This window comes from Salipiger sp. PrR007, assembly GCF_010499845.1.
Taxonomy (GTDB): Bacteria; Pseudomonadota; Alphaproteobacteria; order Rhodobacterales; family Rhodobacteraceae; genus Salipiger; species Salipiger pacificus_A.
Genome location: NZ_JAAGOZ010000104.1, coordinates 130,450 through 149,957, shown reverse-complemented (window position 1 = coordinate 149,957; position 19,508 = coordinate 130,450). Strand labels below are relative to the sequence as shown.

At 67.2% G+C, this 19,508-nt stretch carries 20 protein-coding genes and 1 tRNA gene; 10 read left to right on the top strand and 11 right to left on the bottom strand.

Annotated features, from left to right (window positions below; translation table 11 throughout):
• Positions 1-43 precede the first annotated feature (43 nt).
• The 6 genes from phnD to G0Q01_RS26995 are packed head-to-tail and all read left to right on the top strand — an operon-like array spanning position 44 to position 4,637.
• Positions 44-1,009 carry a phosphate/phosphite/phosphonate ABC transporter substrate-binding protein gene (phnD, locus tag G0Q01_RS26375; protein WP_164198196.1) on the top strand — a complete coding sequence of 322 codons (966 nt, stop codon included), beginning with the start codon at positions 44-46 and terminating at the stop codon, positions 1,007-1,009.
• A gap of 54 nt (positions 1,010-1,063) precedes the next feature.
• Positions 1,064-1,840, top strand: coding sequence for a phosphonate ABC transporter ATP-binding protein (phnC, locus tag G0Q01_RS26370; protein WP_164198198.1), 777 nt, complete (start codon positions 1,064-1,066; stop codon positions 1,838-1,840).
• Positions 1,837-2,631: a phosphonate ABC transporter, permease protein PhnE gene (gene phnE, locus G0Q01_RS26365; protein ID WP_164213982.1), complete on the top strand. Its 795-nt coding sequence runs from the start codon at positions 1,837-1,839 to the stop codon at positions 2,629-2,631. The genes phnC and phnE (G0Q01_RS26365) overlap by 4 nt, the downstream gene beginning before the upstream one ends.
• Positions 2,628-3,437: a phosphonate ABC transporter, permease protein PhnE gene (gene phnE / locus G0Q01_RS26360; RefSeq protein WP_108969535.1), complete on the top strand. Its 810-nt coding sequence runs from the start codon at positions 2,628-2,630 to the stop codon at positions 3,435-3,437. The genes phnE (G0Q01_RS26365) and phnE (G0Q01_RS26360) overlap by 4 nt, the downstream gene beginning before the upstream one ends.
• Positions 3,434-4,348, top strand: coding sequence for an HAD hydrolase-like protein (locus G0Q01_RS26355; RefSeq protein WP_164198203.1), 915 nt, complete (start codon positions 3,434-3,436; stop codon positions 4,346-4,348). Before phnE (G0Q01_RS26360) ends, G0Q01_RS26355 begins: the two co-directional genes overlap by 4 nt.
• Before the next feature lie 34 nt (positions 4,349-4,382).
• The gene (locus tag G0Q01_RS26995) at positions 4,383-4,637 is read left to right on the top strand and encodes a 3-hydroxyacyl-CoA dehydrogenase NAD-binding domain-containing protein (RefSeq protein ID WP_235940433.1); all 255 of its coding nucleotides are present in this window, start codon (positions 4,383-4,385) and stop codon (positions 4,635-4,637) included.
• A 261-nt stretch (positions 4,638-4,898) separates the two neighbouring features.
• Here the strand turns inward: G0Q01_RS26995 and G0Q01_RS26345 are convergent, their stop codons facing one another.
• From G0Q01_RS26345 to G0Q01_RS26310, 8 genes are all read right to left on the bottom strand, one after another.
• The gene (locus G0Q01_RS26345) at positions 4,899-5,807 is read right to left on the bottom strand and encodes an SDR family NAD(P)-dependent oxidoreductase (RefSeq protein ID WP_164213981.1); all 909 of its coding nucleotides are present in this window, start codon (positions 5,805-5,807) and stop codon (positions 4,899-4,901) included.
• Positions 5,808-5,835: 28 nt separating this feature from the next.
• Positions 5,836-6,771 carry a 3-keto-5-aminohexanoate cleavage protein gene (locus G0Q01_RS26340; RefSeq protein WP_164198209.1) on the bottom strand — a complete coding sequence of 312 codons (936 nt, stop codon included), beginning with the start codon at positions 6,769-6,771 and terminating at the stop codon, positions 5,836-5,838.
• Positions 6,772-6,795: 24 nt separating this feature from the next.
• Complete coding sequence (locus G0Q01_RS26335; protein WP_235940428.1) at positions 6,796-7,578, bottom strand: SDR family oxidoreductase; 783 nt, start codon at positions 7,576-7,578, stop codon at positions 6,796-6,798.
• A 48-nt stretch (positions 7,579-7,626) separates the two neighbouring features.
• Positions 7,627-8,337, bottom strand: coding sequence for an ABC transporter ATP-binding protein (locus G0Q01_RS26330; protein ID WP_108969526.1), 711 nt, complete (start codon positions 8,335-8,337; stop codon positions 7,627-7,629).
• Entirely contained in the window at positions 8,334-9,098 is a 765-nt protein-coding gene (locus G0Q01_RS26325; RefSeq protein ID WP_164213980.1) for an ABC transporter ATP-binding protein, read from the bottom strand. Before G0Q01_RS26325 ends, G0Q01_RS26330 begins: the two co-directional genes overlap by 4 nt.
• Entirely contained in the window at positions 9,095-10,381 is a 1,287-nt protein-coding gene (locus G0Q01_RS26320) for a branched-chain amino acid ABC transporter permease (protein WP_164213979.1), read from the bottom strand. The genes G0Q01_RS26325 and G0Q01_RS26320 overlap by 4 nt, the downstream gene beginning before the upstream one ends.
• A gap of 1 nt (position 10,382) precedes the next feature.
• Positions 10,383-11,324 carry a branched-chain amino acid ABC transporter permease gene (locus tag G0Q01_RS26315; protein WP_108969520.1) on the bottom strand — a complete coding sequence of 314 codons (942 nt, stop codon included), beginning with the start codon at positions 11,322-11,324 and terminating at the stop codon, positions 10,383-10,385.
• Between the two features lie 74 nt (positions 11,325-11,398).
• Positions 11,399-12,631 carry a branched-chain amino acid ABC transporter substrate-binding protein gene (locus tag G0Q01_RS26310; RefSeq protein ID WP_164198217.1) on the bottom strand — a complete coding sequence of 411 codons (1,233 nt, stop codon included), beginning with the start codon at positions 12,629-12,631 and terminating at the stop codon, positions 11,399-11,401.
• Between the two features lie 316 nt (positions 12,632-12,947).
• On the opposite strand from G0Q01_RS26310, the gene G0Q01_RS26305 reads away from it, so the two are divergent.
• Complete coding sequence (locus G0Q01_RS26305; protein WP_159099659.1) at positions 12,948-13,673, top strand: GntR family transcriptional regulator; 726 nt, start codon at positions 12,948-12,950, stop codon at positions 13,671-13,673.
• Between the two features lie 99 nt (positions 13,674-13,772).
• Here G0Q01_RS26305 and G0Q01_RS26300 read toward each other — a convergent pair.
• Positions 13,773-13,849 (bottom strand) — tRNA-Arg (locus G0Q01_RS26300).
• 403 nt (positions 13,850-14,252) lie between these two features.
• On the opposite strand from G0Q01_RS26300, the gene G0Q01_RS26295 reads away from it, so the two are divergent.
• Together G0Q01_RS26295 and G0Q01_RS26290 are read left to right on the top strand one after the other, a co-directional pair.
• Positions 14,253-14,732 carry an NUDIX hydrolase gene (locus G0Q01_RS26295; protein WP_164198219.1) on the top strand — a complete coding sequence of 160 codons (480 nt, stop codon included), beginning with the start codon at positions 14,253-14,255 and terminating at the stop codon, positions 14,730-14,732.
• Between the two features lie 45 nt (positions 14,733-14,777).
• Positions 14,778-16,253 carry an inorganic phosphate transporter gene (locus G0Q01_RS26290; RefSeq protein ID WP_370457350.1) on the top strand — a complete coding sequence of 492 codons (1,476 nt, stop codon included), beginning with the start codon at positions 14,778-14,780 and terminating at the stop codon, positions 16,251-16,253.
• An 85-nt stretch (positions 16,254-16,338) separates the two neighbouring features.
• Here the strand turns inward: G0Q01_RS26290 and G0Q01_RS26285 are convergent, their stop codons facing one another.
• A complete protein-coding gene (locus tag G0Q01_RS26285; protein ID WP_164198221.1) occupies positions 16,339-17,301 on the bottom strand; it encodes a Gfo/Idh/MocA family protein in 963 nt (320 codons plus the stop codon).
• Positions 17,302-17,549: 248 nt separating this feature from the next.
• Here G0Q01_RS26285 and G0Q01_RS26280 point away from each other — a divergent pair, with 248 nt between their 5' ends.
• On the top strand, positions 17,550-18,428 hold the full coding sequence (locus G0Q01_RS26280) for an alpha/beta hydrolase (RefSeq protein WP_164198223.1): 879 nt from the start codon (positions 17,550-17,552) through the stop codon (positions 18,426-18,428).
• Here the strand turns inward: G0Q01_RS26280 and G0Q01_RS26275 are convergent.
• Positions 18,413-19,360, bottom strand: a complete 948-nt coding sequence (locus tag G0Q01_RS26275) for a GlxA family transcriptional regulator (RefSeq protein ID WP_235940427.1) — start codon at positions 19,358-19,360, stop codon at positions 18,413-18,415. The two genes, G0Q01_RS26280 and G0Q01_RS26275, sit on opposite strands and share 16 nt — an antisense overlap.
• Positions 19,361-19,508: the final 148 nt, after the last annotated feature.

The window sequence follows — 19,508 nt, the reverse complement described above, 5'->3', positions numbered from 1 at the left end:
AGGGGCCAGACGCAGAACATGCCCTTTGGGAGGAGGACATCACATGCTTAGGCACACCACGAGTCTGCTCGTATCGCTGGCCCTGTCGGCCGGGGCGGCATTTGCTCAGGAAGAAACCGCGGTGCTCGACAGCCAGTACACCGACGCCGACGGTGACTTGGTCGCAGACGCGCCAACAGACGCGGGCGATCTGAAGGATCCCGGCACCCTTGTTTTTGCCTATACGCCGGTCGAGGACCCGGCCATCTACGAGGATATCTGGCAGCCCTTCATCGCGCATCTTGAGGAGGTCACCGGCAAGGACGTGCAGTTCTTCGCGGTGCAGTCCAACTCCGCCGAGGTCGAGGCGATGCGTTCGGGCCGTCTGCATATCGCGGGCTTCTCGACCGGTCCCACGCCCTTTGCAGTGAACCTCGCCGGAGCGGTGCCCTTCGCGATCATGGGGGGGGACGACGGGCAGTTCGGCTACAAACTGCAGATCTACACCCAGGCCGACAGCGACATCAAAGAGGTGCCCGATCTTGCGGGCAAGCGCATCGCGCATACCTCGCCGACCTCGAATTCGGGCAACCTCGCGCCGCGCGCATTGTTCCCCGATCTGGGCGTGGTGCCCGACGAGGATTACGAGGTGGTCTATTCTGGCAGCCATGACCAGTCGATGCTGGGCGTGGTCGCGGGCGACTACGACGCCGCGCCCGTCGCCTCGGAAGTGGTCGACCGGATGGCCGAGCGCGGGCTCTACGATCCCGCCGAGGTGCGCATCGTCTGGGAAAGCGATCCCTTCCCGACCACCTCTTACGCCTATGCCCACGACCTGACGCCGGAACTGAAGGAGAAGATCGAGGAGGCCTTCTTCAGCTTCGACTTCGCGGGGACCGCGCTTGGCGAGGAGTTCAGCGGGGTCAGCAAGTTCATCCCGATCACCTACAAGGATCAGTGGAAGGTCATCCGCCAAATCCAGAAGGCGAACGGGGTCGAGTACACACCCGCCGGCCTTGCCGCAGAGTGACCTGACAAGACCGGAGCCGGCGCTTTGCGCCCGGCTCCGGCATGGAGTCTCCACATGTTGAAGATCACCGACCTGGTCAAAAGCTATGGCAGCGGTGCGCCGGTGCTGAAGAACCTCGACCTGACCATCGAGGGCGAAAGCGTGGTGTCGATCATCGGCTCCTCGGGCGCCGGCAAGTCCACGCTGCTGCGCTGTATCAACCGGCTGGTCGAGCCGACCTCGGGCAGCATCGTGCTGAACGGGACCGAGCTCACCGCCCTCCGGGGCCGCCATCTGCGCGCCGCGCGGCGCAAGATCGGCATGGTCTTTCAGGGGTTCAATCTCGTCGACCGGCTGACCGTGATGGAGAACGTGCAGTCCGGGCGGCTGGGATATATCTCGACCTGGGCGGCGATCATGCGCCGCTACCCCAAGGAGGACATCCGCCGCGCCTATGAGCTGATGGAGCGCGTCGGCATCGCGCAATACGCCAACACCCGCGCCGACCAGCTTTCGGGCGGCGAGCGTCAGCGCGTCGGCGTGGTCCGGGCGCTCATGCAGGACCCCGAGATCTTGCTCGCCGACGAGCCGACCGCCTCGCTCGATCCCAAGACCTCCGAGCAGATCATGGGGCTGCTGCGCGACCTCGCGGGCGAGCTGAAGCTGCCGGTGCTGATCAACATCCACAACGTGACCGAAGCCAAGGAATACACCGACCGCATCGTCGGCATGCGCTTCGGACGGATCATCTTCGACGATCTTCCGGGCGCGCTCGACGAGGAGGCGATGGAACGGATCTACTCCGGCAGCCCCCATGCAGACCGGGGCGGCGACCTGCGGGAGGCATCATGAGCCAGCACCCGGACACCTGGCGCAAGCCGCCCTTCATCGCCAACCCGCTGCTTCGCTGGGCGGTCTATCTCGGCGCACTGGCCTATTTCTTCTGGGTCGCGGCCACCATGCCGATCGATTGGGCGCGGGTTGCGCAGGGGATCGAGCGGGCCGGGCGCATCTTCGGCGGCGCCTTTCCCCCGAGCTTCGAGCGCAGCGGCCTGCTGATCGACGGTTTCCTTGAGAGCTTGAAGATCGCCATCCTCGCCACCGTCGGCGGGGTCGCGCTATCCATCCCCATCGCCTTCATGGCGGCGCGCAATGTCGCGCCGCTGCCGGTCTTCTATCTCGGTCGGGCGATCATCATCATCGCCCGCAGCTTCCATCCGGTCATCGTCGCGATCATCTTCGTCAAGGCCGTCGGCTTCGGCCCCTTTGCCGGCGTGCTGACGCTGGTGGTCTATTCCATCGGTTTCGTCGCCAAGATGCTGGCCGAACGGATCGAGGAGATCGACTTCGGCCAGGTGGAGGCGATGCGGGCGGCCGGGGCGCCGTACCTGTCGACGCTGGTTTACGCCATCTTCCCGCAGATCATGCCCCGGCAGATCGGCCTGACCATCTACCAGCTCGATTCCAACCTGCGGGCCTCGGCCGTGGTCGGCATCGTCGGCGCGGGCGGCATCGGCGCGACGCTGGCCAATGCCTTCGGACGATATGACTACGACTTCGCGCTCGCCATCACCATCGTCATCGTCGGCGTGATCCTCGTCTCCGAGGCGATCAGCGGCCAGATCAGGAAGCGCATCGCATGACCAGCATCTCCCAGCAATTCGGGCGCGAGGACTGGTCGCGCCATACGCCGAAGGAAAAAGCCCGACGCTTCGGCATCTTCGCCCTCTGCGCGCTGGCGGTCTTCTGGGCGCTCGGCTCGATCGAGATCATCTGGGCCTGGGTCTGGGACTCGCCCAGCCAGATGGCCGATCTCTTCGGGCGCATGTATCCGCTCGACACCAGCAACCTCGGCGCGATCCTGCGGGTGCTGTTGGAAACCGTGAACATTGCCACCTTCGCCACCGCGCTGGCGGTGATCGTCTCGCTGCCCGTTGCCTATATCGCGGCGCAGAACACCACGCCCAACCGCGCCACGCTCTGGCTCGGGCGGCTGATCCTCGTCAGCTCGCGGTCGGTCAACACGATCATCTGGGCGCTGCTCTTCGTGGCGATCTTCGGTCCCGGCATCGTTGCCGGTGTGGTGGCGATCATGTTCCGCTCCATCGGTTTCATCGGCAAGCTGCTGGGCGAGGCCATCGAGGAGATCGACACGCGCCCCGTCGAGGCACTGGAGGCCACCGGCGCATCGCGCTTCAAGGTCATCGTCTATGCCATCGTGCCGCAGGTCATGCCGACCTTCTGGGCCGTGGCGATCCTGCGCTGGGACATCAACCTGCGCGAGTCGACCGTGCTCGGCCTTGTCGGAGCGGGCGGCATCGGCATCATCCTGCAGGGGGCGATCGACACGTTCAACTGGCCCGAGGCTGCGACCGTCCTGCTGGCGATCCTCGCGCTTGTCGTTCTGGGCGAGGTCGTCTCGGCCTTCCTGCGTCGCCGCATCCTGTGACCGGCACGCGCTGCACCGAGGCCCGCGCGGCCTTCGACGACTATCTCGGCGTACGGTCCCGCCTGCCGGATGCGCGCTTTGGCCATGACTGGCAGGTGGCGCAGAGCCTGCTCGAGATCGCCGACCCCTTTGATCTCGTGCTGCTCGACGCCTACGGGGTGCTCAACGTGGGCGAGTCCGCCATTCCGGGGGCAGCAGCTGCGATCGCCGCACTGCGCGCTGCCGGCAAGGCGGTGGCGGTGGTCTCCAATTCCGCAGCCTACCCCAAGCGGGTGATGATGCAGCGCTACGCCCGGCTGGGCTTTGACTTCTCTCCCGGGGAGGTGGTGACCAGCCGCGAGGCGTTGCTGGCGCATCTGGCGCGTGCGCCGCGTCTGCGCTGGGGGGCGATGCTCAGCCCCGAGTACGGCGTCGAAGATTTCGAGGACGTCGACATCTCCTTCCTCGGCGACGATCCTGCGGACTACGAGGCGGCCGAGGGCTTTCTGCTCGTGGGCTCGGAGGGCTGGACGAAGGCGCGCCAGGCCCGGCTCGAGGCAGCTCTGAGTGCGCGCGCGCGTCCGGTCTTCGTGGGCAACCCTGACATTGTCGCCCCGCGCGAGACCGGCCTCTCGCGAGAGCCCGGCGACTATGCGCATCGCCTTGCCGCCGCGACCGGCGTGGCGCCGGTCTTCCTCGGCAAACCCTTCGACGGGATTTTCTCGCTGGCCTTGGCGCGTCTCGCCCCGGGGCTTGCGCCCGAGCGGGTGTTGATGGTCGGCGACACGCTGCATACGGACATCCTTGGCGGCTGCCAGATGGGGTTTTCCACCGCGCTCGTGACCGACCATGGCGCACTCGTCGGCCTCGACCCGGCTCGGGCGATCCGTCGGTCGGGGATCGTTCCGGATTTCGTCATAGGCAGCATTTGAGGGGGCCAGCCGGGGCCGAGAGGACTCAGGCGCTCTGGGATCGAGGGGCGGGTACCTTCCGGATAAAAGGCACATCGAGCCGCATCGATGCCGCGACGCCGCCCGGCGCGGTGATCTCCTCGAGTTCGTCCGCGATCTCTGTCACCGACATGCAGGTCCCGAGCGGGTCGTGCTAGGGCAGCCGTTCAACCCGCCGCAGCTCGTGCCGCTGGTCGAGCTGGCCGGGCGAGAGGCGACGGCGGCATGGGTTCTGGATGAGGTGGAGCGCTTCCACACCCGTCTCGGCTAGGTGCCGGTCCGGCTGCAGAAGGAGATCTACAGCCACGTCGCCAACCGCCTTCAGGCCCGCATCACCGCGGCGGTCGAGGCCTGCGATGCCGATCGGCCGATAGCGGGGATAGTGGTGGAAAGGGACAGCCGGCTGCGCGTGAATCTCGCGGTGAAATCCGCTGCCCCGACTCGATAGACCGAGGCACCTTCGCGAGGCGAAATGCATAAGGCGCGGCGCATTTCTACGCCGCGCCGTCCTATCTGCTGCGCCGGGGTCAGCTCAGGCGGTGACGCGGCGCGCCCGGTTCGCGGTGGCGGTGAATTTGGTGGCCTGATCGAAGCCGGTGTCGAGGTGCCGCGCGGTGCGGATGTCCGACATGCGCTCGAAGGCGGCGTGGAATTCCTCGGGGCTGCGCGCCTCGGGTGGCAGGTAGACACCCTCGGTCTCGACCACGTGGACCACCGAATAGACGCCGGCGCCAGCGCCGATGATGGTCTTCTTCGGCGCAAGGTCTGAGGCCATGAAGACCACCGCGGGCGCCACCGCCTCAGGGGTGAGCTGCGCCGCATCCTCGGGGGCGAGCAGCCCGTCGGTCATCCCGGTCATGGCGAGCGGCGAGAGGGCGTTGACGTGGATCCCGTAGCGCTCGCCCTCCTGCTGCAGCGTCGTCATCAGACCGATCATGCCGGCCTTGGCGGCGGCATAGTTGGCCTGTCCGAAGTTGCCGTAAAGCCCCGAGCACGACGTCGTCAGGATGATCCGGCCGAAGCCCTGCTCGCGCATGATCTCCCAGACCGCGCGGCAGCAGTTCGCCGAACCGGTGAGGTGGACGGCGAGCACGGTTGCGAAATCGGACATCTCCATCTTGGCAAACGAGCGGTCGCGCAGGATGCCGGCGTTGTTGACGAGGATGTCGACGCGTCCCCAGCGCGCCATCACCCGTGCCACCATCGCAGTCACCTCGGCGAAGTTCGCCACGTCCGCGGGCTCGGCCACGGCCTCGCCGCCAAGGGCCTCGATCTCGGCGACCACGGCCCGCGCCGCGGCGCCCGGCTGGCCGTCCGGTCCGGTGATGTCGTTGATCACGACGCGCGCCCCGGCGCGGGCAAGGGCGAGCGCGTGGCAGCGTCCCAGCCCGGCCCCGGCCCCTGTTACGATCGCGACCCGTCCGTCGAATTCGTTGGTCATATGTCCTGCGTCCCCGCGCTGACTTGTCTCAGAAGTTCACCTGGTCGCCGCCCTTGAGCGACAGCATGGCACGCGCCTCGTCGGGTGTCGCCACGTTCAGCCCCAGCCCCTCGAGCACCTTGCGGATCCGGCGGACCTGCGCGGCGTTCGACTGTGCCAGATGACCCGGCCCGTCCCAGAGCGAGTCCTCGAGTCCGACCCGCACGTTGCCGCCCATCGCGGCGGCCATCGTGGTGATCGGAAGCTGGTGACGCCCCGCGCCCAGAACCGACCAGACGTAGTCGTCGCCGAACAGCCGGTCCGCGGTGCGCTTCATGTGCGAGACGTCGTCGGGATGCGTGCCGATACCGCCCAGAATGCCGAAGACCGTCTGGATGAAAAGCGGACCCTGCACAAGGTTCCTGTCGCGGAAGTGCGCGAGCGTGTAGAGATGGCTGGTATCGTAGCACTCGAACTCGAAACGCGTGCCGTTCCCCGAGCAGGTCTCGAGGATGTACTCGATGTCCTTGAAGGTGTTGCGGAATACCACGTCGCGGGTTTTCTCGAGATAGGCCGGCTCCCAGTCGTGCTTGAACGTGTCGTAGCGGTCGAGCATCGGGAAGAGCGCGAAGTTCATCGAGCCCATGTTGAGCGAGGCGACCTCGGGCGCGAGTCGCGCGGCGGGCTGCAGGCGCTCCTCGACGGTCATCGTGGGGCTGCCGCCGGTGGTGAGGTTGAGCACCGCCCCGGTCGCCTGCTTGATGCGCGGCAGGAAGCGCAGGAAGGCCTCGGGGTCTTGCGTCGGCCGCCCGTCCTCGGGGGTGCGGGCGTGCAGGTGGAGGATCGAGGCGCCCGCCTCGGCGGCCTCGATGGCCTGCTCGGCGATTTGATCGGGGGTCACCGGCAGGTGTGGCGACATGCTGGGGGTGTGGATGCCGCCGGTGACGGCGCAGGTGACGATAACCTTGCGGGGGGCCTTTGCCATGGTCCTTCTCCGTTTCTTTCTGGGTCAGATGGTTTCGACGTTGCCGCAGACGCTGATCGCCTGCCCCGAGACGTTCGCCCCGGCCGGCGAGCAGAGGAACAGCGCCATGCCGGCGATGTCCTCGGGCTCGACCATCCGGCGCAGCGAGACGCTGGCGAGGTACTGCTCTTCCATTTGCGCGTAAGGGATGCCCTCGGCCGCCGCGCGGTCGGAGATCACCCTTTCGATGCGCGCGCCGCGCACCACGCCTGGCAGGATCGCGTTCACCCGGATGCCCTCGGGACCCATTTCCTTGGCAAGGCTCTGTGTGAGGCCGACGATGCCCCATTTCGCCGCCGCATAGGGGCTGCGCAGCGCGTAGCCCAGCCGTCCCGCGACCGAGGCGATGTTGAGGATTGCGCCCGCCTCGCTCTCGCGCAGGAGCGGCACGGCACGGCGCAGCACCAGGAACTGCCCCAACAGATCGACGTCGAGCGTGCGGCGGATGTCATCGACAGAGATCTCATCGATCTTTCCGGTAGGGCCGGCGATCCCGGCGTTGTTCACCAGCACGTCGAGCCCGCCGAGCGTTTCCTTGGCGGCGTCCATCAGCGCGGCGACCTCGGCCTCGTCGGACACGTCGGCGCGGCGGGTGACCACGGCGGGGCGTTCCTCGGCGATGCGTGCCAGCGCGGCCTCGTCGATGTCGCAGATCATAACTTGCGCCCCGGCGTCGAGAAAGCCGCGCGCGATGGCGGCGCCGATGCCCGACCCGCCCGCGGTGACAAGGACCCGGAGGCCGGGTTTCGGATACATCCGTTCGATCATGCTCACTGTCTGTCCAGTCGAAATTGTCTAGGGGAGGGGAGGTGGCCGTCAGGCCACCTCGAGCCAGTTGCGGCGCACGTCGGGCGCGGCGTCGAGCTCTGCGGGGGTGCCGAGGAAGACCAGCTCGCCATGGCCCATGACCAAGACCTGCTGCGCGACCTTGAGCGCGATGGTCAGCTTCTGCTCGACCAGCACCACGGCGACGCCGCGGCGGCCGATGTCGAGGATGACCTCCATCACCACGTCGACGATGCGCGGGGCGAGCCCCTCAGTCGGCTCGTCGATCAGCAGCACCCGGGGGTTGCCGAGCAGCGAGCGGCAGATGGTCAGCATCTGCTGCTCGCCGCCCGAGAGGTACCCGGCGCGGATGCCGCGGCGCTCGCGGAGGCGGGGGAAGTAGTCGTACATCTCCTCGACCGTCCAGCGGTGCGCGCCGGGAGCGCCTTTCTGCACGCCAATGGCGAGGTTCTCCTCGACCGTAAGGTTGGGGAAGACCAGCCGTTCCTCGGGCACGTAGCCGAGCCCCTGCCGACAGATGTCGAAGGGCCGCTGCCCCGACAGGGTTTGGCCGTCCAGCGTGACGCTGCCCGCGGTCGGGGGCACAAGCCCCATCATCGCCTTCAGCAGCGTCGAGCGCCCCGAACCGTTGCGCCCCAGCAGTGAGACGATGGCCGCCTCGGGCACCTCCATGTCGATCCCGTGCAGGATGTGGCTCTTGCCGTAATGGGCGTGCAGCCCCTTCACCTGAAGCAAGCTCATGCTGCCTCCTCACCCAGATAGGCTTCCTGCACCTCGCGGTTGGCACTGATGCGCGCCGGCGTGTCGGTCGCGAGGATGCTTCCGTAGACCAGAACCGAGACCCGGTCGCAGAGGCTGAAGACGACGCTCATGTCGTGTTCGACCATCAGCAGGGTCTTGCCTTCCGTCACCGTGCGGATCAGTTCCACGGCCTGCGCCGTCTCCTCGCGCGACATGCCCGCGGTGGGCTCGTCGAGCAGGATGATGTCGGCGCCTGTGCTCAGCGTCATGCCGATCTCGAGCGCACGCTGCTCGGAATAGGTCAGGTCGCCCGCCAGGTCTCGCGCCCGGGTCTCGAGCCCAACGCGCGATAGGATCTCGGCAGTCTCCGCATTCACCCGCCGCATGGTTGAAATCGGGCGGAAGAGGCCGAAGCGTACCCCGTGGCGCGCCAGCACGCCGATCCGGAGGTTTTCGAACACGCTCATCCGTTGGAAGATGTTGGTGATCTGGAACGAGCGGGCCAGTCCCGCCCGATTGATGAGGTGCGGCGAGAGCCCTGCGATGCTGCGCCCGCCGAGCGCGATGTCTCCGGAAGACGGCGGGAACATACCCGAGATCAGGTTGAAGAGCGTCGATTTTCCAGCCCCGTTCGGGCCGATCACCGCGTGGCGCTCGCCCTTCGCGATGTCGAGGTTGAGCCCCTTGAGCACCTCGATCGGCCCGAAGGACTTGGTCACGCCGGTGAGCGTCAGCGCGCTCTGCGTCGTGGTCGCGGTCATGCTTCACCTCCCAGCGGCGCGGTTTCGGCCATGGTGTCCTCGGGGCGGTCCTTGCGGGCCCAGAGCGCGTCGATCTCGCGGCGGGCACGGAACAGCACCGCGCCGCCCCCCAGCAGCAGCGCCGCCGGGACAATCCAGGTCAGAACCGAGACCGGGCTCCACTCTGCGCCAAAGAGCTCGAAGACGGGCAAGCCGTCGCCGGCCGCGTGGCGCAGCCGCTCGTAGTCTTCGCCGAAGAGGATCGAGGCGCTTTCGACCAGGAAGACCACGCCCGCGGCGATCAGCAGACCCCCTGCCAGTGCCATGAGATAAGGCCCCGCCAGCCGCGCCCAGTCGAGCTGGCGGCGATTGCGGATGTGGTGATGCACAACGCCGCCGATGCCGCTCGGGGCGTAGAGCATGATCAGCACGAAGATCAGGCCCTGGTAGAGGAGCCAGGATCGGGTGAGATCGGAGACGAGGAAGGAGAAGAGCGCGAAGGCCGTCGCGCCGATCACCGGGCCGAAGAACACCGTGGCCCCGCCGACGAAGGTTTGCAGCACGACCTGCGAAGACACGATGCTGCCGAAGAGCGAGTAGTTCGCAGTTTCGTTGGAGATCGCCTGCAGTGCGCCTGCAACGCCTGTGAACATCGCCGAGACGGCGAAGATGATCACCTTCGAGGCATGGGCGTTGTAGCCGAGGAAACGCACGCGCTGCTCGTTGTCGCGCAGCGCCAGCGTCAGCCGTCCAAATGGGGTGCGGGTGTAGGCCCAGAGCCCGAGACCGCAGATTACCGCCCAGGCCAAGGTCATGTAGTAGACCTCGAGCATGGAGCCGAAGGTGAAGCCCAGCCAGGGCATGCGCATGGACGACACGCCCGATTCACCGCCGAAGAGTCCCTCGAGGCGCGGTGCCAACGAATGGAAGAGCTCGGCGATGGCCAGCGTCACCAGTGCAAAGTAGACGCCCGAGCGCATGGTGGCGAAGTAGCCCGCCACGAGGCCGACCAGCAGCCCGGCGGCAGCGCCCGCGAGCGGCAGCAGCGGCGTCGGGAAGGGCAGGCCGTCCTCGACCGCGAGCATCAAGTGCAGCGCGGCAAATGCGCCGATCCCGAAATAGGCGGCGTGGCCGAAGGACAGCAGCCCGGCCTGTCCGATGAGAAGGTTGAAGGCAAGCGCGAAGAGGCTCGCGATGAGCACGTTCACCAGCGCGTTTTGCCATCCGAGGCCCAGAAAGGGCGGTACGGCGATCAGCAGCGCGAGGAGCGCGGTGAGGACGAGGATAGTGCGAAGGTTCGGCATGTCAGTTACGCTCCCCCATGAGACCCGCAGGGCGTACCAGCAGGATGATCAGCATCAGGGCGAATGGAATGGTGGCGCTGACCGAGGACAGCTCGAGCGTCAGCAGACCGCCGACCGAGCGCGCCCAGTCTCCGAGGCCGATCAGGCTCAGCAGGTTTGCCAGCGACCAGTCAAGCCCCACCGCGAAGGACGAGAAGAGGCCGATCATCAGCGAGGCAACCAGCGAGCCCTTGAGCGAGCCGAGCCCGCCGACCACGACCACCACGAAGACGATCACCCCCAGTTCCAGCCCCATGTTCGGGTTGGTCGGGTAGAAGGCTCCGGCCACCGCCCCGGCAAGCCCGGCCAGCGCCGCGCCGGTGCCGAAGACGAACATGAAGACCAACGGGATATTGTGCCCCAGTGCCTCGGCCATGGCGGGCAGACGCTCGGCGGCGCGCACGACGATGCCGGTGCGGGTCCGGGTCAGCAGCAGCCACAGCGCCGAGAACATCACGACCGCGATCCCGCCGATGAACAGGCGGTAGAACGGGTAGTCGGTGCCGAAGATGTGGAAAGCCGAGAAACGCAGCTCGCCGGGCATCTGGTAGTTCACCGGGAAGTCGCCGAAGAACAGCTTGATCAGCTCCTCGATGATCAGCGCGAGACCGAAGGTCAGCAGCAGTTCATGCGCGTGGCCGTGGGCGTGCACCCTTGGCAGCAGGAACCGCTCGACCGCCATTCCGACGAGGCCGACCACGATGGGGGCGACGATCAGCCCGGTCCAGAAACCGAAGATCGACGAGACGGCGTAGGCGACATAGGCGCCCAGCATGTAAAAGGAGGCATGCGCGAAGTTCAGCACGCCCATCATGCCGAAAATGAGCGTGAGACCGGCGGAGACCATGAACAGCAACAGGCCGTAGGTCACGCCGTTCAGCGTGGAGATGATCGCAAATTCCATTGCACTTCCGATTGGGGCCGAGGGACAGGGCCGGCCGGCGAGGCTCGCCGGCCGGTGCTCTCAGGGTGCGGGGCTCATTCGCCCGGGCGCACCATCTTGCAGCTGTCCTGCACCGGGTAGATCGCTGTCTCGCCCGGCACGACCCCGACGGTCTCGAAGCCCATGTCGGTGTCGTCGGCGGGGTACTTGGCGTTTTTCACGACCTTGGAGACAACCACGGGACGGATGGTCTGGTGATCTTCCTTGCGCACCGAGATCGGGCCGACCGGCGTCTCGTAGGTGGTGTCCTCGAGCGCCAGCGCGATCTTGGTCACATCGATGGCGTCGCCGCCGAAGTCGAGCGTGTCGAGCGCCTGGTGCAGCGCGCCGACGGCAAAGGCGGTGTGGCCTTCGACGAAGGTCGGGTAGTGGCCGGTCGACGCCTTGTAGGCTTCGGCGAATTCGCCATCGGTGGCGGCATTGTCGTAGTTGTTGGCGATGTAATGCCCGAGCGCCGTCTCGCCGGCGTTGGCGATGTTGCCCGGCTGGTCGAGGTAGGCGGTCGCGAAGGTCACGTCGAGACCCGCGTCGCCCGCCGCCTTCATCAGCAGCAGCAGGTCGTTCGACCAGTTGCCGGTGAAGACCGTGTCGGGCGCGGCGGACTTCAGGCGCGCGACGAAGGGCGCGAAGTCCTGGATCTTGTTCACGTCGTGCAGGACTTCGTCGACGATTTCGAAATCGCCGCCCGCCGCCGCGGTTTCGACCGCCGACTGCATGTCCTGGCCCCAGGAGTAGTTCTGGTTGATCGAATAGACCTTGGTGCCGAGATCGCCGGCTTCCTTCATCGCGCTGACCAGCGCGTTGACCCGCATCGGCGCAGTTGTGGTGAAGCGGAAGTGGTAGAACTGGCACTTGTCACCGGTCAGCTCCATCGCCTCGCCGCCGAGGTTGATGAACATCACCTCCTTGCCGGGGTTGCGCAGGTTGTGCTTGCGCACGTCCTCGGTGAGCTGGCCCGCGATTGCCGACGAGGCGCCCTGGAAGATGATGTCCACCCCATCCGCCACGGCCTGGCGGAACTTGGTCGCCGCGTCCGGTGCGCCGCCGGCGTTGTCGTACTCGATGACTTCAACCGGTTCGCCGTTGAAGCCGCCGGCGTCGTTGATCTGCGCGACCCCATAGGCGACGGCGTCGGCATAGAGTCGGCCTGTCGAGGTCTGGGCGCCCGAAAGGCTTTCGATGATTCCGATCTTCAGCGGCTCGGCGTGCAGCGCGGTTGCGCCCAGGGCCAGTGCGGACGTGGCCGCGATCAAGGCAAGACGTGTCAAGCTGGTTCTCCTCCCAGGTGTTTTTCCATGCCAGCGCGCCGCGCCCCTGATGTCGGGCCGTGCTGCGCTCTCCTCTGGCACGGGCGTATCCTAACCACAGAATTCTTGGGCGGTAAAGATATAAGATATGTGATCTCATATCTGTAAGGTGGGGGTGTTTGCGGGGACGCGGTTGCCTTATGTTGTGACTTGGACATAGAATGACGCGAAATTGGCTGCTAAAGGCCCAACACCGCGGCGCCACGACGGACCGCGCGCTGTCCCTGCGACGGACGCGGGATCATCCTTCGAACAAGCCAAGCGAGGCCCGGAGCACGTGAACAGTCTCGATCCCACGAAGCCGCGATCGCGCACGCTGGCGCCCGTGGATGTCACCACGATCCAGGAAAGGGTCTACCAGAGCATTCGGCTCGGGCTGCTCAAGGGCGAGTTCCTTCCGGGCGAGCAGGTGACCATCCGCGGGCTTGCAGAGGTGCTCGGCACCAGTCCCATGCCCGTGCGCGAGGCCGTGGCGCGGCTGATCGCCGAGCGGGCCATCGAGCAGTCTGGGCCGCGGACGCTGCGCGTCGCGCCCTATCTCGCCACCGAGCATGAGAATTACATCCGCATCCGCATGCAACTCGAGGGCTATGCCGCCGAACGCGCTGCGCGTGCCCGGCGGACTCCGACGCTGATCGGCGAGCTGCGGCGCCACAACGACGCCATGAGCGAAGCGGTTGAGGCCGGAGATTTCGAGGCGGCGCTGGCGGGAAATCAGGCGTTCCACTTCGAGCTCTACGGCGGCGCGGGCTACCCGCAGCTGCTCGACATCATCTCGACGCTCTGGCTGCGCACCGGGCCAATCGTTGCCTCTGCGCGGCGGGACAAGGCGTTGTTCGCGCGGTTGTTCCGGATCGGCGTGCGCATTCACGACGATGCGATCGACGCCGTGGCGCAGCGTGACGGCGAGGCGGCGAGGTGGGCGGTAAATCTGGACATCCGCTCTTCGCATCTGGCGATCCGGCGCTTCTACAAGCAGAGCCCTGACGCGGCCTCTAAATAGGCCACTCGCACGCTCGGGAACAGGTGAGCCCGAAGCTCCGTCGCGGGACGCGACGCGCAGTGGGCCGGTTCGGGGGCCATCGGCGTATTTCGGCAAAGATGGCGGGCCATGAAGGATTCGAACCCTCGACCGACCGCTTAGAAGGCGGTTGCTCTATCCAACTGAGCTAATGACCCGTCGGAGCGTGAGTAACCCAGCTCGAAACCATCCGCAACACCGCCCTTGCGGGGCGCCCTCGAGGCTTTGCCGAAAATCCCGAATTTTGCTCCGCGGTCCAACGGCGGATCGCGGACCACCTCATTGATATAGGGACGATAGTCCTGCACTCGAGCTGGCGATGCCACTACGTCCCAGCGGCGGAGACCTTGGCCCCTCTGGCCGGATGGGCCAAAGGCACGGCCAGAGCGCATTTTTACGCGCCCGCCCGGAGAGTTGCGCTGGACCCGCTGACGCGCGAGCGGCGCGTGCGTGACGCCACGTGCAGGGCATCCTTTCGTCTGCAGGGGGCCTCCCGCCTTGAGAAACCGCGCGCATTGCGCTAGGAGCAGCCGGTCCGCCTCGATCTCAATAGGTGAGCCGATGTTTGCCCAAGTCTGGAACAGCTATATTGCCCCGCTCCTGGGCCGCCCCAACCGCGTTCAGATCGCGGCGCTCTGCCATCGTGTAGAAGATGGTCGGCCGGAGGTGCTCATGATCACCTCGCGCACGACGAAACGCTGGATCCTGCCCAAGGGCTGGCCGGTGCGCGGCACCGACGGCGCGGGCACTGCACTGCAGGAAGCCTGGGAAGAAGCGGGGGTGAAACACTCGGGCTCACGTCCTTTTCGCATCGGGCAATACCGCTACAGCAAGATCGTAAACGGCCTGCTTCCGGTCACCACCGACGTCGACGTCTACGCGGTGGCGGTCGAGAAGCTGCTGGACGCCTTCCCCGAAATGGCCGACCGCGAGCGCCGCTGGATGTCGCCCGACGCCGCGGCCCAGGCGGTCGAGGAAGAGCAACTCAAATCCATCCTCGCGGACTTCCCGGCGCTGGTCTCGGCGGCACGGCAAGGCTGAGCCCCGCAGGGTCCCGCCGGCCCCCTGGATTCAAGGACATTCAACGTGACCGAACACACCACGCCTCAGTGGAAGACGCTCGACAAGGACCTGAACCGTCTCGCGCGTCTTGAAGAGGCCACCATGCATGCCTCGCGACCGCTGGTCGGCGTGGGGATCAGCCTGGTCTTCGTCTCGCTCGCGGCGGTGGCCGCCGCGATCCTCACAGGCGGAGCGACGCAGAGTCTCGCGGTGGTCGTGGCCGCCGCCTTCGGCGCCTACATGGCGCTGAACATCGGCGCCAACGACGTGGCCAACAACATGGGCCCGGCGGTGGGGGCCAAGGCACTCTCGCTCCTCGGGGCCATCGCCATCGCGGCGATCTTCGAGACCGCAGGCGCGCTGATCGCGGGCGGCGACGTGGTCTCGACCATCTCGAAGGGGATCATCGACCCGGCTGGGCTTGCCGACACGGCGATCTTCGTGCGGGCGATGATGGCGGCGCTGCTTGCGGCGTCGATCTGGGTGAACATCGCGACATGGATTGGCGCGCCGGTCTCGACGACCCACTCGGTGGTCGGCGGGGTGATGGGCGCCGGCATCATGGCCGCGGGGCTTGGCTCGGTGAACTGGTCGACGATGAGCGCCATCGCCGCGAGCTGGGTGATCTCGCCGCTGCTCGGCGGGATCATCGCGGCAGGCATGCTGGCTTTCATCAAATGGCGGGTGATCTACGTCGAGGACAAGATCGCGGCGGCCCGCACCTGGGTGCCGGTGCTGATCGGGATCATGGCGGCGGCCTTCTCGACCTATCTTGCGCTCAAAGGGCTCAAGAAGATCGTTTCCATCGACTTCCCGACGGCCTTGGCGATCGGCGCGGCGACGGGGGTGGGCGTCGGCCTGATTTCGGTGCCCTTCATCCGCCACCAGTCGAAGGGGCTCGAGAACCGCGCCCGCTCGCTCAAGACGCTGTTCCGACTGCCGTTGGTGGTCTCGGCGGCGCTGCTGTCCTTCGCTCATGGCGCGAATGACGTGGCCAATGCGGTCGGCCCGCTGGCGGCCATCGTCTACGTGCAGCAGTCCGCCAGCGTCGCGGGGCAGGTGGCGATCCCGCTCTGGGTCATGGTGATCGGGGCGCTCGGCATTTCCTTCGGCCTCGTGCTCTTCGGCCCGAAGCTGATCGGCATGGTGGGCAACCAGATCACCAAGCTTAACCCGATGCGCGCCTATTGCGTCGCGCTTTCGGCGGCGGTGACGGTGATCGCGGCCTCTTGGCTCGGCCTTCCGGTCAGCTCGACCCATATCGCCGTTGGCGGTGTCTTCGGGGTCGGTTTCTTCCGCGAGTGGTACGTCGAGCGCCGCGCCCGCCGGTACCACCGCGACCTCGCGCCCGAGAGCCTGCCGCGCCAGGAGCGCGCCCGCCGCAAGCTGGTGCGCCGGTCGCATTTCATGACGATCGTCGCGGCCTGGGTGATCACGGTTCCTGCGGCGGCGCTGCTCTCGGCGGCCTGCTTCCTGTTGCTGCGCACCATCGGGTTCTGAGACGGCCCGACCCGGGGGGGCTCGTCGCGCGAAAAGTACGGTAGATCTGAGGAAGGCCCCGCGCACTGCGGGGCCTGTTGTTGTTTCAGGGCGTGCCGCGCAGCATCTCCTCGACGAGCCGCTGCACGTCAAGCGCCTCCTGCGGGGTGGCAAGACGGTGCGGTTTGCCGGCGACGCAGAGCAGCATGTCGTCGAGCTGGGCGCGCAGCGCGACGGCTCGCGGCTCGCCTGCGGCCGAGGGAACGGTGACAAAGGCGCCGCCGGTCGAGACCGCCTCGTCCGAGAAGTTGGTGACCCGGTGGCTGGCCTTGCTGCCCTTCACGGTGAATTCCTGCCGGTCTTCCTGGGCGCCGCCGGTGCTGGCGAGGATCGAGACCGGCACGCCGGCCCCGGTCTCGAGGCGGGCGAGCAGGGCTGTTTCGCAGAGCGCCGGATCGGAGGGGTAGGAGGGGCGCGCCCAGACCACCGAGAGCGGGCCGAGGATGCGCTGGCTGAAGAACAGGAAATGCGAAAGCACTTCACGCGTCATGCCGCCCTCGGCGCGGAAACGCAGCCAGTCGGCGGCCTGCTGCCAGGCGCGCGGCCAGGCGGCATAGGTGACCACCATGTCGACGCCCGCGAGATCGCCCATCGCGCCCGAGCGCGCCGCGGCGGTGATGTTGCTCAGAGCAGCGCCGGCGGCCTGAGTGAAGTTGACCGCTGCGGGCACACCGCTGGCACGCAGACTGGCCACCAACTCCTCGCTCGCGGTGAGATCGACGCCGAGCGGCTTTTCGAGGAAGACCGCCTTGCCCGCGGCAGCCGCGTCGAGCGCGTAGGCCATGCGCGGCTCTGGCGGGCAGGCGAGGTAGACCAGATCGGCGGCGGCGATGGCCTCGGCCGCGCTGGCCGCAACGGGGATCTCCGGCGCGAGCGCCTGCGCCGCGGCGCAACCTTTGGCTGAGGGGTCCCACATCGCCACGACGGAGTAGCCCGCATGGAGTTGCATATGCTCCAGCATCCGCCGCCCCATGATCCCCAGCCCGATGATTGCCGTTCTCACTGCCATGATCCCACCTGCTCCTGCTGTCTAGGTCTGTGCCCCGGTGCCCGCCCGGCGCGGCCTCTGCGCCCGGCGCGAGGCACCAGCCCGGGTTCCTCGCACGCCTCTGAAGCAGAGGCCAGAGCGGCGCACGGCAATCGCGCAGGTGTTGCGGCGCCGCGTCGCGCGCGGGTTTGCAGCGGGCGGAAGATCGGCTAGGGCCCTTGCGCGCCCCGGACGCCGGGCCGGGAGACCGCCAGAGAGAGGAAGACCCCATGGACTACCGCAGCTACCTGTCGCCCGAGATCATCGCCTTCGTCGACGAGACCCTCGCCTTCTACCCGGAGGATCTGGACCCCCGCGACTGGCCGAGGCAGCGCGCGGTCTACGACCGGATGGCGGCGCATTTCCACCGGGGGCGACCAGAGGGACTTTCCGTGGCGGACCGTGACATCAGGGGCGTGCCGGTGCGGCTCTATGGCGAGGTGTCGCCGGTGACGGTGATCTACGCGCATGGCGGCGGCTTCGTGCTGGGCGGGCTCGAGAGCCACGATGATGTCTGTGCCGAGCTGGCGCAGCGGTCCGGCTGCCGGGTGGTCTCGGTCGACTACCGGCTGGCGCCGGAGCACCCGGGGCTGGCCGCCCATGAGGATCTGGTCGGCGTCGTCGAGGCCTGTTGCGCGGCGGGGCCGGTGATCCTCTGCGGTGACAGCGCCGGGGCCTCGCTTTGCGCCGCGGTCAGCGGCACGCGCGCGGACCTCGGGCTGCGTGGGCAGGTTCTGATCTACCCCGGTCTTGGCTTCCCGCACGAGGCTGGCAGCTGTGTGCAGCACGCCGAGGCGCCGCTGCTGAGCACACGTGATCTTGGCACCTACCGAGAGGTCCTTGGCGGCGATCCCGAGGACCCGCGCCTCGTCCCGGCGAAGGGGGCGCTCTCAACGCTGCCGCCGACATGGCTGTTCCCGGCCGAATGCGATCCGCTGCACGATGATGCGCTGCGCTATGCCAAGGCGGCTCGGGAGGCGGGAGCCGAGGTGCATCTGCAGAGCCACGCCGGGCTCGTGCATGGCTGGCTGCGCGCGCGCGATGTGAATGATCGTGCGCGGACCAGCTTTTCGCAGATCGTGTATGCGTTGGTTCAGCTCTCGCGCTGACGCGGACGGGGCGCGCGCGCCTTGCGGATCGGGTGGCCGAAGGCCAGCCGGAAGGCCTTGCTCAGCGCCGAGGCATTGGAATAGCCGCAGCGCAGGGCGATCTCGCGCAGGTCGTAGTCGGTCCCTGAAGCCAGCTCGCGGGCGTGGCTCAGCCGCATGAGCTGGTAGTAGCGCCCCGGCGACATCGCCAGTTCCGCCTGGAAGAGGCGGTTGAGGGTCCGGCGGGTCAGCCCGGCGCGCTGCGCCAGATCCTCGAGGGGCAGGGGGTTTTCGGTGGTCTCGACCATCAGGTTGACGATCTTGCGAAGCCGCGCAGTGCCCTTGCCCACCAGCCAGTTCGCGCCGCGCCCGCTGCGCTGCTGGCGCTCGGCGTCATGCACGAACATGGTCGAGACGAGGAAGGCATCCGCCGGGCCGAACTGCTCGGAAATGATCGCAAGCATCAGCTCGAGCGCAGTCGAGGCGCCGCCACAGGTCGAGACCCGCGGCCCCCGCACGAAACGCGCATCGCTCGGCTGGATCTTCGGGAAGGCCTCGGCGAACTCGGCGAGGACCGCCCAGTGGATTGTGGCGCCCTGATCATCGAGCAGGCCGGCCGCGGCCAGCAGCCAGCTGCCGGTGTCGGCTCCGACGATGGCCCGCGCGCCGCGGGTCATCCGGCGCAGCGGCGCCAGGCGCTCGGGCCGCGCATGCTCACGGTAGCCGTAGCCGCTGACCACGATCAGCAAATCGCAGCGGTCGCAGTCGGCAATGGCCGCATCTGGAGAGATGTTCAACCCGCTCGAACTGCGCGCCGGCCCGTCATCGGGCGTGACGATCTGCCATGACAGCCCGCCCGCACCCTGGTCACGGACGGCTCGCAGCGGCTCCAGAAGGCACGACAGCACCATGTTGGAGAAGCCGTCGTAGAGCAGGAGGGTGACGCTTTTCATCGCTGAAGGCATATTTGGAACATATTTTGTCACAATAGGTACATTTTGCCGGGGAGTCCCGAGGTATTCTTCGCGCGATTGGCAGTCGGATGTGCGCCCGATCACGAGGCGTTCCGCCCCTTTTGAAAGGGCGATGACCTGGCTGCCG

Coding starts and splice junctions, on each gene's coding strand:
- phnE (WP_108969535.1), top strand. CDS start 2,628: ATGACCAGCATCTCCCAGCAATTCGGGCGCGAGGACTGGTCGCGCCAT.
- G0Q01_RS26285 (WP_164198221.1), bottom strand. CDS start 17,301: ATGGCAGTGAGAACGGCAATCATCGGGCTGGGGATCATGGGGCGGCGG.
- phnD (WP_164198196.1), top strand. CDS start 44: ATGCTTAGGCACACCACGAGTCTGCTCGTATCGCTGGCCCTGTCGGCC.
- G0Q01_RS26340 (WP_164198209.1), bottom strand. CDS start 6,771: ATGGCAAAGGCCCCCCGCAAGGTTATCGTCACCTGCGCCGTCACCGGC.
- phnE (WP_164213982.1), top strand. CDS start 1,837: ATGAGCCAGCACCCGGACACCTGGCGCAAGCCGCCCTTCATCGCCAAC.
- G0Q01_RS26295 (WP_164198219.1), top strand. CDS start 14,253: ATGTTTGCCCAAGTCTGGAACAGCTATATTGCCCCGCTCCTGGGCCGC.
- G0Q01_RS26280 (WP_164198223.1), top strand. CDS start 17,550: ATGGACTACCGCAGCTACCTGTCGCCCGAGATCATCGCCTTCGTCGAC.
- G0Q01_RS26275 (WP_235940427.1), bottom strand. CDS start 19,360: ATGAAAAGCGTCACCCTCCTGCTCTACGACGGCTTCTCCAACATGGTG.
- G0Q01_RS26320 (WP_164213979.1), bottom strand. CDS start 10,381: ATGCCGAACCTTCGCACTATCCTCGTCCTCACCGCGCTCCTCGCGCTG.
- G0Q01_RS26330 (WP_108969526.1), bottom strand. CDS start 8,337: ATGAGCTTGCTTCAGGTGAAGGGGCTGCACGCCCATTACGGCAAGAGC.
- G0Q01_RS26345 (WP_164213981.1), bottom strand. CDS start 5,807: ATGACCAACGAATTCGACGGACGGGTCGCGATCGTAACAGGGGCCGGG.
- G0Q01_RS26335 (WP_235940428.1), bottom strand. CDS start 7,578: ATGATCGAACGGATGTATCCGAAACCCGGCCTCCGGGTCCTTGTCACC.
- phnC (WP_164198198.1), top strand. CDS start 1,064: ATGTTGAAGATCACCGACCTGGTCAAAAGCTATGGCAGCGGTGCGCCG.
- G0Q01_RS26315 (WP_108969520.1), bottom strand. CDS start 11,324: ATGGAATTTGCGATCATCTCCACGCTGAACGGCGTGACCTACGGCCTG.
- G0Q01_RS26325 (WP_164213980.1), bottom strand. CDS start 9,098: ATGACCGCGACCACGACGCAGAGCGCGCTGACGCTCACCGGCGTGACC.